The sequence below is a fragment of the Yersinia rochesterensis genome, assembly GCF_003600645.1.
Classification (GTDB): Bacteria; Pseudomonadota; Gammaproteobacteria; order Enterobacterales; family Enterobacteriaceae; genus Yersinia; species Yersinia rochesterensis.
The window spans coordinates 3694266-3706582 of record NZ_CP032482.1 but is presented as its reverse complement, the minus strand read 5'-3'; the positions used below and the strand labels follow the sequence as shown (position 1 = coordinate 3706582).

The window sequence follows — 12317 nt, the reverse complement described above, 5'->3', positions numbered from 1 at the left end:
GTTTACCTTATATTTTTTAGTGTTGCTATTATTTTTTTTGTCAATGTATTCATATCGCTTGATGAGTCTATCTTTATACCTAATGTGTTTTTAGCTAATGTGTTTATTTTTATTTTTTTTCTACCAAAATAAGTAGGATCATTTAATGAAGACTTTGTGTTTTTTATATAAGGTATATGTATGTCAATAGTTCGATTCAATAATGATTGTATGTCGGCAGTATCTAACATATCTTTGGTTACAGGCCTGCTTTCGTTTAAGCAGAGTATTAGTCTGGTTGCTTTTCTATTATCTCTTTTAAAACGCTCATATAGGCTAATAAATTCTTTGGCGATTCTAACTGACATCATACTATTATCTAACAATATAATGATGCAATTAGATTGCTCAATATAGTCTGTTATTCTTTCCTTTGATGAATTATGAATAGGTTGGTCGAAAATAATAAAATTATGTTTTTTATTTGTTTGATTATCTACCTCACTTAATTTTTTTTCGTTACATAGCATAAGATCTAAGTGTTTATGATATTCAGTGATAGCGGTATTAATTTTTTTCTCTGTTACGAGGTCAAGATCTTGCGATCCTTGATTACCCTGTAATAATAATGTTGGGGATTTCTTTATTTGAGTAATTTCATATGCTAAATGGTAACTGAGTAGAGTCGTCCCTATTCCACCTTTACAACCCAGTACACTGATAAAAAAAGCCTTTCTTTCGGATTCTATCTGAATACCTTTAAGCAATAACTGTGTCAGTTCAGCAGATTGTGACTGTATATTTAAATATAAAATTCCCCTGTCAGTAAACTGCTGTGCAATACTGATTGAATCAATATCTCCGACGAGCACACACCAGCAATCACGCGGTGTATGATTTTTTATTAAATCTAATATTTTCTCTATTTCTTGATCATTACCAATATCAATAATTATACCAATAGTTTGGTCTGGTAAATTAACTAATGATGCAGTGAAAATATTGTCCTCTATTCCTTTAATGTTGTTAATATCGGCCAGTCGTATTTTTTCAGATATTTTCTCTATTAGCCACTTTCTTGTGGAAATAATTGCAATAGTATCTTTTACTTTGCTGGTTTTTTTATTGATTAAATCCTTGTTTAGGATTAATTGCATATGTCACCACTAATACTGGATTTTTTCCTGTTAATATTAACTGCGCATCCAACTTCATGATTTTTAACACGACGATAATCATTAATACTATAGTTACAGGCTCTATTTTTAATGTTAACGCTGTCATTTTTAGATGTGATAATGATATTTATTTTGGATTGATTATCTCTCATAAGACAAAATGATCGGTCACTATCAATAGGTTTAATCGTCAGCTCTGCATAGCCCACTTTGGTAAATAATATAATGGTACCTATTATGAGTAATCTCATTTAATAAATCCTCCTTTACGCAGAAATTCTCTGGCCATCTTTTCTCTTTTTGTTTCCATAATGGAACTAAAGTTAAAAAATCGTTCGAGCGTTGAAGTATGCATAAAATCAGGCAACTCCACTTCTTTTTCGGAGACTGGATTCACCAAGTTTACGGTTGCGATCACCACTAATTCAGTTTGGCTCTGTTCTGTCTGTGCATTACGGAAAAATGCTCCTAATAGAGGGATATCACCAATTAGTGGAATTTTACTTAATGATTCTCTCTCCGTGTTACTGATTAATCCCCCTAAAATGAAACTCTCTCCATCTCCCAGTTCTAATGTTGTTGCTGCCCTACGTGTTCTTAATGTAGGGTAGGAATCTCCACCCCTCATATTAAATGTTTTACCTATACTGCTAACTTCTTCATTTAAAGTAATGCGAATACGTTTTTTATCATTAACTTTTGCACCAATGTTTAATTTAATACCAAATTCTTTATAAGTTATTTCTCTACTATTTTGTGTCGTACTTACTATTGGTATTTCGCCACCAACCAGAAAAGATGCACTTTCACCTGATAGTACGGAGAGATTGGGTTCGGCTAAAACTCGAGCAATGGTATCATCGTTAATAGCATGAACTAATGTACTTATCCCTTTGGCATTAAATCTAAAAAATTGGAAAGAACCCACAGAATCGCCGATGGTACTCCAATTAATTCCAACATTTTCAGTGAAATCTTTTGTAACTTCGGCAATGGTGAGTTTGACATTCACCTGATTAGATTGTGGTAATTTTATTTTGTTGATAATACCTAAATAATCAGTAGTATTAATAAGAGAGTTGCTATTTATTATTCTTTTACTACCAACAGCCTCACCTATAATTGTACCGATAGTGTCTTTGGCTTCCTCTGATCCTGCGGTTCCTGTCAGGATATAACCATCACCTATTTTGTTAATTTCCACATGACTTTCTGGATACTCAAGCTGTATTCTTTTATATGCAGCAGCAATGACATTGTTGACAAAAACGACAGATTTTATCATAGGCTTGTTGCTACTATTGAATAATATAAACTCCGCCATTCCTTCTTTTTTTGTATAGACAATAACGCTTTTTTTACCCACTATCTCATAGTCAGCTATGGCTGCTGCAGAAACAAAAACAGTGTCTATCTCATCTTGCGTATTAATAATATATGACTCACCAGTAGATAAATAAACTGATTTAGCATTTGCTCTATTGACTGCAGTTTGGATAGCCGTAATGACAAATAAGAAAAGTAATATATTCCTAATGACGTAGCTTCTCCGAAGTATTCTCATCCTCTTAACTCTCTTGCTGTGCGCAGTTTGGGAATAATGTCATATAAATTTGTTGATATTCTCTTGCTATCATCATTTTTATAGTTAGGAGTTAGAAAAGTATCACCTGTTTTTTCCACTATATGTATCAGATCAAGCTCTTCTATTTTTATTGTGACGGCAATATAACCTGTTAACATATCTTCAGTCTTTTGATTCTTGCTGTTTTTTTCTGATAATTCGTCAGCGGAGTACTTTTTTATTCTTACTACTTTCATGTTAGGGATGATTTTATTGAGGGAGTAGCTCTGTTTTTTCCTATCACTCATATTTTTTGTATTAATAATAGTGCCATGTTCCATCCCTTTCTTATTGTCTGTCTCAAGAACTCTCAATTGGTAAGATATCTCATCACCTACACTCAATGTATTCAGTAAGTAATCATCTTGTTTTTTAGTTGTGAATTTATAGACAATGTAGCCTTTCTGTAAGCTTAGATGGTTAAACTCATCACTATTGGGTGTGACTAACATGTCTTTAGTAATGTAGGAACCATTGAGAGTGTTCGTTTTTAATAAATAGCTGTTAATGTTAGGGGTTTCAGAGATGTCATTTTTTATTAATTCACTTGACTCGGGGACGGCTATTTTTTTTATGGCGTACTCGCTGTGAGTCAATAGAGTTCCTGATGGCAAATCACTAGTGGCTTGTGCCAATATAATAGTGACTTCCTTTTCATTTTTTGGCGTGAGTAGGCTACTCGTTATTTTTTCATCATTCTCAGAGCTTATAAATAAGCCAGTAATACCTATAGCAATAATAAGAATAGAAATTAACAAAAGAAACTTACGGTTCATAATAATCCTATATTATTATATAAATGACTAGTTCACTATTCAGGATAGAAAAGATAATAAGAAGCCACTAGAAATTGCAACAGCGTAAGGTACACCTCTCTGTTGAATATCAGTACGATTGACTAACATACCTATTATCATGACGACTCCGCCCATAATCGCAGTGTAGAGAATGAAATTGATAGATTGTTCTGTATTCAGCGAAAACAGTAATACAGTTATTAATTTTACATCGCCGCCACCGATAAGTTTAAAATGAAAAATTATATAGCCTATAAATAATGTTAATAAAGGTATGATAAAATCTACCCTATTGTATGAGATATAACTCAAAGCCAGTGAGTTAATTGCCACAGTAATTACAAGCTTGTTGCTAATCGTGCGATGACGAATATCGCTATAGCAGATTAGCAATAATTGTAATGCTAACAATGTGACTAATGGTATTTGTAATATATCCAATCCTCCTTTGAGGATAATGTCATTAAGATGGCAACTTAAAGTTTCCATCTTAATGTTAATAGAGTCTAAATCACTTAGCCTTTGGGTGCTGCTGCAGTCACAGTAGCTTTGGCTGATGCCACCAAATCAGTAACCAGAACAGTTAATGGGCCTTTAGCTGCGGTAATAAGGATACCAGCCAATGCAATGATCATAACGTATTCAATAATAGAGCCGCGATTGTCCTTCATAAACTGCTGGGCATTAATCTGTGTTGTTACATAACCTTTAGTGATTAAGTTCATCATAATCTAGTTTCCTTGTTAAATATATTGGGATTCTTCCCGATATTTCAATTAAGTACAGAGTAGGTATCTCGCTACTACCCGAATCGATATTGTTATTTTCGCCTCGTTCGTAGTGGTTGCTATTAAATGCCTTTCTGGAGGAGGAATCCTTTTTTTAGCCTTATTTTGTCTCTTTAAATTATATTCATTTTAGTATGATAATTAAGGATTTGGCTTATCCCCACTGAATAAGATAATAAGGATTAAGACTGAGAGAAATGAAAGCCAGCAGAAAGAGAAAAAAGCGAGTAAAGATATCAATTTTTTCCAGCCATTGCTTTGCAAAAAACTTTGTTTGCCCTGTGCTAGAGGAATCTGTGGTGCGATACTCTCTGCCGGTAAAGAGATAGCGGCTACCAGGGAAGTATCAGGGGGTGCTGTTATCTGCTGAAGATCGTCATTATGTTGCTGTTCGTCAGAATATTTGCCAACTGTCACTTGGCTTACTGAGCCAGTATAACGGACGCCTTTTCGGGGAATAGTATGAATAAGAGATTCTTTCAGCCCTACCTGAAGAAATGCCTTACGCAGCATATAGAGTTGTCCGTAATAACTGCTTTCACTGACAGCCCCGCGCTGTTCTTTCCATACTTGGTTGATAATCTGTTCTTTTTCAGTGACTCCGTTAAGTAACAGATGCAAAAATCTTAAATTATTTTCAGTTAGCATTACCACTGAACCACCAGGGCCATTTAAACAGCGTTGTGCGGGAGAAAATAGCACTGTTCCTTCTAATTTAAACACAATCTCATTTGTCTCCATATTGGCGGCTACCTATCCTGTGTAAGATGTATATTTATTTTTTGAGTATTTTAAGGTCTTGGGTAACTCAGACTTACGCTAAGTGAGTATTTCTCTTTGATGTTGTATGCATTGAAAGTGTAGTTACGCATGTAATAGCGATTGTCAGAGTTATAAATCCGCTGTTTTCCTGTGCTTATTTTAATCCTCAAACTTCTTTAAATAACTACGCGGCGTATTCTTGCACGATGCAATTGAGCTTAACAAGCAGGTATTTAGCCTGAGTATGTCATTTGCTATTATTACTTATCATCATTTCTTATTCGTTTATTATTTTATCTTTGTTATGAACTTATACTATTCTTCTGTTTTTTGATTATTTTCATGTTTTTTAATTTTAATATATTAAATATAATATTTTCCCGTCATATAGGGAGAGGATGTCGATAAAACTGAAACAGTGATAAATTGAGCTGGAGTTGGAGTAAACTGTATTGCTCTTAGTTATGTCATCGGCTGAGGTAAAGTGAGGCTCTTATGACTATGGATCTATTTTCTCAATTACCCAATGAGCCTTGGGTTGAAGAATTAGCCCCTGGCGCGTTGGTTCTGCATCATTTTGTATCAGAACAGGCCCCGTCATTATTAGCAGAAGTTGCCGCCATTACCACTGTTGCTCCCTTGCGGCATTTGATTACCCCAGGCGGTTACCGGATGTCAGTGGCTATGAGTAATTGCGGTTCAGTGGGGTGGGTCAGTGATACTCGAGGTTATCGCTACAGCCCAGTTGACCCGCTAACAGAAATACGCTGGCCCGCGATGCCCGAAAGTTTTATGGCGCTGGCGGTTGCTGCTGCACGGCAAGCCGGTTTTCTGCATTTTCAACCAAATGCTTGCTTGATAAACCGCTATGATGTGGGAGCCAAATTATCTTTGCATCAAGATAAAGATGAGTTGGATTTACGCCAGCCGATTGTTTCAGTATCACTGGGGTTGCCCGCCATATTCCTATTTGGTGGAGCATCCCGTGAAGCTAAATGCCAGAAAGTCTTATTGAGCGAAGGTGATGTGGTGGTGTGGGGCGGGCCATCTCGTTTGAATTATCACGGTGTATTGCCAGTTAAAGCTGGGTTTTCTCCCAGTGTAGGGGCATATCGGATTAATTTGACCTTCCGGTGTACTGGGCGCTCTGAGAAGTTATGAGGTATCAATAAGAAAACCCTCAGTCCCGCAAGACAGAACTGAGGGCGATGATGATACTTGTTAAGGTTTACTGCTGTTTGCTCTCTTTTTTATGTAGCAGCATATACACCGCCGGAATAACTAGCATCGAAAGTAATGGCGCACTCACCATCCCACCGATCATCGGGGCGGCAATTCGCTGCATAACTTCCGAACCGGTGCCACCTCCCCACATAATGGGCAGCAAACCGGCCATAATGGTCGCAACCGTCATCGCCTTTGGCCGTACTCGCAATACTGCACCTTCGTGAATGGCCGCACTCATCTCACTGACCGTCATGGCAATACCGGGTCGTTGATGTTTTTTCACCGCCTGATTCAGATACAAAACCATGATCACGCCGAACTCGGCAGCAACGCCCGCCAGCGCGATAAAGCCGACGGCGGCGGCAACGGAAAAGTTATAGCCCAGCCCATAGAGCAACCAGACCCCGCCAATCAGTGCGAAAGGCAGCGTTGCCATAATTAAGGCGGCATCCCTGACACTGCTGAAAGTGACATACAGCAGCACGAAAATGATCATGAGAGTGACTGGCAGAACAATTTTCAGTTTCGCGGTTGCCCGCTCCAGATATTCAAATTGCCCCGACCAACTGAGAGAGACCCCCTCCGGCAGTTTGACTTGCTCAGCGACGGCCTGTTGCATATCCGTGACCGCTGATTTCAAATCTCGCCCACGTAAATCGACATAAACCCAGTCGGATAAGCGCGCATTTTCACTTTTCAGCATCGGCGGGCCTTCTGTCACTTTGATATCCGCCAGTTCGGATAATGCCACTTGCCCACCGCTGGCAGTGACGACCGGTAAATCACGCAATTTTTGCAGCGAATCGCGGATTTCCCGTGGATAACGCAGATTGATTGGATAGCGTTCACGGCCTTCAATAGTTTCGCCAATGTTTTGCCCGCCGATCACGGTTTCTACCAGCGATTGCAGTTCTTTGACTGAAACACCATAGCGGGCTGCCCGCTTGCGGTCGATATCGATATCCACATAGCGGCCACCGGCCAGCCGTTCGGACAACGCCGAGGTTACGCCCGGCACTTTGCGCACTACCTGCTCAATTTGCTGTGCAACTTGCTCAATTTGTTGCACATTCTTACCGTTTACTTTGATCCCCACCGGGCTTTTGATCCCGGTAGACAGCATGTCCAGCCGATTGCGGATCGGCGGCACCCACAGATTAGCAATGCCGGGGACGTTAACAGTGGCGTCCAGCTCCTCGATTAATTTGTCCATGGTCATGCCGGGCCGCCATTCTTCTTTGGGTTTAAAGCGAATGGTGGTTTCGATCATGGTGAGCGGCGCGGGATCGGTGGCTGTTTCTGCCCGCCCAGCTTTACCAAAGACGGTATCCACTTCTGGCACCGTTTTGATCAGGCGATCCGTTTGTTGCAGTAAATGGCTGGCTTCGCGCACCGAAATCCCCGGCAGGGTCGAAGGCATATACAGTAAATCGCCCTCATCCAACGCGGGCATAAACTCGCTGCCTAAGCGGCTGAGTGGATATAGCGTTGCCAGCAAGAGCATGCCCGCAATGGCCAATGTGGTTTTTGGCCGCGCCAGGACGGCGGTTAATACTGGATGATAAAGGGCTATTAGCCAGCGGTTAATGGGGTTGGCATTTTCGTCAGGAATTTTTCCGCGAATAAAATAGCCCATTAATACCGGCACTAAAGTGATGGCTAAGCCAGCAGAAACCGCCATGGCATAGGTTTTGGTAAAGGCCAGAGGGGAAAACATCCGGCCCTCTTGCGCCTGTAAGGTAAATACTGGAATAAATGACAAAGTGATAATTAATAAGCTGCAAAATAGCGCTGGGCCGACTTCAATGGCCGCTTGTTCTGAAATACGCCAGTAATCCTGACTAACCGGCGTTTGGCCGGGGTGATCCCGCCGCCATTGTTCCAATACTTTGTGCATATTTTCGATCATGACGATCGCCGCATCCACCATGGCACCAATGGCGATGGCGATGCCGCCCAATGACATGATATTGGCATTAACCCCTTGATAGTGCATAACAATAAATGCACCGAGGATCCCCAGCGGCAGGGTGATAATAGCCACCAGTGCCGAGCGGAAGTGGAATAGAAACAGCGAGCAGATAACCGCGACCACTAGAAACTCTTCCAGCAACTTAAATGACAAGCTGTCGATGGCCTGAGTAATCAGGTGCGAGCGGTCATAAACCGGCACAATTTCTACTCCAGCGGGCAAACTGCGCTGAATCTGTTGGAGCTTCTCTTTCACGCCATTGATGGTTTCCAGCGCATTTTTGCCGTAGCGCATCACGATGATGCCGCCAGCGACTTCGCCTTCGCCGTTCAGTTCAGCTACACCGCGCCGCATTTCTGGCCCAATGCGCACGGTGGCAACATCGGACAGTAAAATCGGAATACCCTCACGGACGGTTATCACGATATTCCTGAAATCATCCAGCGTTTTCAGGTAACCGCTGGCGCGCACCATATATTCCGCGGCCCCCATTTCCAGCACGGAACCGCCGCCCTCCTGATTACTGTCGGCAATGGCGCTGGCAATTTGTTGATGAGAGAGATTCAGCGCCCGCATTTTTTCCGGGTCAAGAACCACTTGATATTGGCGCACCATACCGCCGACACTGGCGACTTCCGAAACATTGGGCACGGTTTTCAGTTCAAACTTCAGTGTCCAATCCTGTAAAGCACGCAAATCGGCCAGACTGTGTTTGCCGGTTCTATCAATTAATGCATATTCATAAATCCAGCCGACGCCGGTGGCATCCGGCCCCAGTGCCGCTTTGGCCTCGGCTGGTAGGGTGGATTGCACCTGGCTGAGGTACTCCAGCACCCTTGAGCGCGCCCAGTAAGGATCGGTGCCGTCATCAAACAATACATAAACGTAAGCATCGCCAAACATAGAAAAGCCGCGCACAGTTTTAGCGCCGGGCACCGACAGCATGGTGGTGGTGAGCGGGTAAGTGACTTGATCCTCCACCACTTGCGGGGCTTTGCCGGGGTAACTGACACGAATGATCACTTGCGTGTCCGACAGATCCGGTAGTGCGTCCAGCGGGGTTTGTTGCAGTGACCAAACTCCCCAGGCCGCCATCATCACCGCGCCTAGCAGCACCAACAGCCGATTACGCAACGACCAACGGATAATGGCGGCAATCATAAGTGGCTCCCATGGATATCCATGTTTTTATTGGAATTATTAGCCTTTGCCGGCTGGATCTGGCGGATCTGCGCGCCTTGTTCATTCAGCGTAAAGGTGAAATTGACTTCACTGCCGACGCGGATATCCGGTGATAACTTGCCCGGTGGCAGCAGGAAATCCATGGTCATCGCGCCCCATTTCAAGGCGGCTATCGGGCCGTGAGATAAGGTGATTGTTGCGCCATTAATGGCGTTAACTTCCCCCCGAACTGAGTAGATATCGGCTGGCGCTTGCGCGGTGTTTTCCACCGCGGGCGCTTGCGTTTCTGGGATATCAGCCATCTGCGGCAGGGCACTTTGCAAGCTGGCTTCTGAATCAATTAGGAATTGGCCCGACGTCACGACTTGCTGGCCATTGCTCAGCCCGGATTTGATTTCTACCCAACCGTCCTGAGTGTGCCCGGCACTGACTTCAACCGGTTTAAAGTGGCCATTTCCTTGCGCCAGCAACACGGTGTTGCGGTTGCCCGTCATCAGTAAAGCTTCTTGTGGAATAGCCAGCACCGGCTCAAGCGCGGCGGTTTGTGCCGATTGCACATTCAGATACATCCCCGGTTTGAGCTTTTGTTGCGGGTTTTCCACGGTGATGCGTGCTTTTAAGGTGCGGGTCGCGAGATCCATATTGGGCAATAACTCGCTGACTTTGCCGTGGAAGGTTTCACCCGGCCAACTGGCAGTGGTAGCGGCAATTTCACTACCGATCGTGACTAAACTGGCTTGTGATTGCGGGTAATCCACCAGGATCCACACCTGATCGAGGCTGGCTAATTCGAACAGTGATTGGGTCGCCGCCACTTGCGAACCGGCGCGGATATCCAGTTTATTAACATAGCCATTGGCCGGGGATCGCAGCGTCACCCGGGTTTGTGGCTGGCCACTTTTTTCTACACTGCGAATGACCTCTTCTGGCATGAATTGCAGTTGTAACCGCTGACGGGCGGCGGCGGTCAATGCGCTGTCACCCAATTGGCGAATAGCCAGATACTCTTGCTGGGCGGCACTCCAATCGGGGATCCATAACTGTGCCAATGGTTGATTTTTCGTGACCGGCTGCTGATTGGCGCGCACATATAATTGCTCGATGATGCCATTGGCCCGCGCCGCAATGACTTGCACACTGCGTTCGTCTGTCGCCACGGTGCCGTAGCCAGTAAGGCGATGGTTGAGTGCGCGCATTTCTGCCGCCGCGGTGCGCACCCCCAGATTTTGCTGTTGGCGGGCGCTGATTGTCACGCCGCCATCTTCTACGGTTTCACCGGCATAGCGCGGCACCAGTTCCATATCCATAAAGGGTGATTTTCCCGGTTTGTCGAAGCGTTGTCCGGGGGACATTGGGTCATACCAATAAAGCACTTTGCGGCTGCTTTCGGCAGTGACGTCAGAGTGTGCGGCGGCGGTTGGCGTAGAATCTGATGCCGGTTTTCCGAGCAGATAACCGCCGAGGCCGCTGATGACGGCGACGGCCACTAAAGTCAGGCTAAATAGCTTTTTCATCGTGCGCTCTCCTGCGGGGTCAGATAACGGATGGCGGCCCAGGTGCGGGCTAATTCTCTGGCGGCATTGCTGGCATTGAGCTGGCTGTCGAGTAAGGCGCGGCGGGCCTCCAACACGCTGCTTAAATCGCTTTTATTGGCCTGATACTGCGCCATTATCAAGTTAACTCGCTGTTTTTGCAGCGGTAAAACCTCGTCAGTTTGCCGCTGCCATAACTCTTGGGTAGCTCGATATTGCGCTAATAAAGTGTCGAGTTGCGCCCGATGGTCACGGGTCAACAATGTGAGTTGGTCGTTAGCTTCCATGGATCGCGAGACGTCGGCGGCATAGTCTTTATCCTGACGTTGTGAGCGGAACAGCGGCAAATCGACAGTGACCATGACACCCGCCATATCCTCATATTCTTCGGCGCGTTTGGCGTAATAAACTTCAATACCGACATCGGGAGTGGCCGCAATGGCGGATTGTGCTGAACGCGCTTTGGCGACTTCCGCTTCGCGGCTGGCGAGCAATATTTCTGGATGCTGCTGGATAGCATCGCGCAATACGGTGATATCCGCTGGCAGGCGGGAGAATTTGGGCAATGTGCCACTGACGTGCTGAACCTCAATACCGGTCAATTGGGTGAGCTGGGTTTGCGCCAAAGCCACATCGCGCTGTGCGGTGGTTAATCTGTCTTGCATGGCGGATAGGGTTAGGCGCGCATCCAACACACTGCTGGGTAACGCGCCACCACTGGCGACTCCCGCCCGTTGCAGCGCTATCTGTTTTTCACTCTCCTGCACTAAAATCCTGGCATCCGTCACCGCTTGCTCAGTGAGTGCCAAATCCAGCCAGGCTTGTGCGGTTTCCCTTTGTAACCGAGTGAGAATGGTTTCGCTGCCCGCCGCGGTTTTACGGGCTTCGGCGCTGAGAGTATCGGCCTTTCTTTGTCGTTTATCGCTGCTGACATAATCCTGCATGATACCAATCCGCTGCATGGTCATGCCCTCGCGGGTAAAGCGGCGGCCATTGTTGCCCCCCACCGGCAGGTTTTCAATGCCGAATTTCAATTTGGGATCAGGCAGTTGGGTGGCGGAACTGGCCATGTTTTCTAGTGCATTAACCTGATGTTGATTGGCCGATAGCTCGGCTGAGTAGTGCTCAGCAGAAACCAGCGCTTGTTCCAGAGTGATGTCTGCCGCATAGCCCATGGCAGGTAAACCGAATGCGGCGGCGAGCAACAAGCGGGTCAATCCTATCCGCAAGGCAGCGGTGGGCCGCCCCTGTCGAGGGTGATTAGAGTGATTCATGA

10 protein-coding genes are annotated in these 12317 nt (G+C 44.7%); 1 reads left to right on the top strand and 9 read right to left on the bottom strand.

The features are described 5' to 3' along the window. Positions 1-2: 2 nt before the first annotated feature. The 6 genes from DXZ79_RS17190 to DXZ79_RS17160 form a co-directional block, all read right to left on the bottom strand. Positions 3-1136, bottom strand: a complete 1134-nt coding sequence (locus DXZ79_RS17190; RefSeq protein ID WP_038639030.1) for a CpaE/TadZ family protein — start codon at positions 1134-1136, stop codon at positions 3-5. Between the two features lie 268 nt (positions 1137-1404). Continuing rightward, positions 1405-2721: a type II and III secretion system protein family protein gene (locus DXZ79_RS17180; RefSeq protein ID WP_038639035.1), complete on the bottom strand. Its 1317-nt coding sequence runs from the start codon at positions 2719-2721 to the stop codon at positions 1405-1407. Beyond that, positions 2718-3557 (bottom strand): tight adherance operon protein, encoded by an 840-nt coding sequence (locus tag DXZ79_RS17175; RefSeq protein WP_120011487.1) that lies wholly within the window; start codon positions 3555-3557, stop codon positions 2718-2720. The genes DXZ79_RS17180 and DXZ79_RS17175 overlap by 4 nt, the downstream gene beginning before the upstream one ends. Positions 3558-3596: 39 nt before the next feature. Continuing rightward, positions 3597-4019: an A24 family peptidase gene (locus DXZ79_RS17170; protein WP_038640045.1), complete on the bottom strand. Its 423-nt coding sequence runs from the start codon at positions 4017-4019 to the stop codon at positions 3597-3599. Positions 4020-4093: 74 nt separating this feature from the next. Beyond that, positions 4094-4306 carry a hypothetical protein gene (locus DXZ79_RS17165; RefSeq protein ID WP_038639042.1) on the bottom strand — a complete coding sequence of 71 codons (213 nt, stop codon included), beginning with the start codon at positions 4304-4306 and terminating at the stop codon, positions 4094-4096. A gap of 201 nt (positions 4307-4507) precedes the next feature. Beyond that, positions 4508-5107 (bottom strand): winged helix-turn-helix domain-containing protein, encoded by a 600-nt coding sequence (locus DXZ79_RS17160; RefSeq protein WP_038639044.1) that lies wholly within the window; start codon positions 5105-5107, stop codon positions 4508-4510. A 516-nt stretch (positions 5108-5623) separates the two neighbouring features. Here DXZ79_RS17160 and alkB point away from each other — a divergent pair. Beyond that, on the top strand, positions 5624-6289 hold the full coding sequence (gene alkB / locus DXZ79_RS17155; protein ID WP_120011486.1) for a DNA oxidative demethylase AlkB: 666 nt from the start codon (positions 5624-5626) through the stop codon (positions 6287-6289). A 67-nt stretch (positions 6290-6356) separates the two neighbouring features. On the opposite strand, the gene DXZ79_RS17150 is transcribed toward alkB, so the two are convergent. Genes DXZ79_RS17150 through DXZ79_RS17140 form a run of 3 tightly spaced genes read right to left on the bottom strand, consistent with a single transcriptional unit; the run spans position 6357 to position 12315 of the window. Next, positions 6357-9488 carry an efflux RND transporter permease subunit gene (locus tag DXZ79_RS17150; RefSeq protein ID WP_050291959.1) on the bottom strand — a complete coding sequence of 1044 codons (3132 nt, stop codon included), beginning with the start codon at positions 9486-9488 and terminating at the stop codon, positions 6357-6359. Beyond that, positions 9485-11023 carry an efflux RND transporter periplasmic adaptor subunit gene (locus DXZ79_RS17145; RefSeq protein WP_050291957.1) on the bottom strand — a complete coding sequence of 513 codons (1539 nt, stop codon included), beginning with the start codon at positions 11021-11023 and terminating at the stop codon, positions 9485-9487. The genes DXZ79_RS17150 and DXZ79_RS17145 overlap by 4 nt, the downstream gene beginning before the upstream one ends. Next, positions 11020-12315 carry a TolC family protein gene (locus DXZ79_RS17140; RefSeq protein WP_038639055.1) on the bottom strand — a complete coding sequence of 432 codons (1296 nt, stop codon included), beginning with the start codon at positions 12313-12315 and terminating at the stop codon, positions 11020-11022. Before DXZ79_RS17140 ends, DXZ79_RS17145 begins: the two co-directional genes overlap by 4 nt. Positions 12316-12317 lie beyond the last annotated feature (2 nt).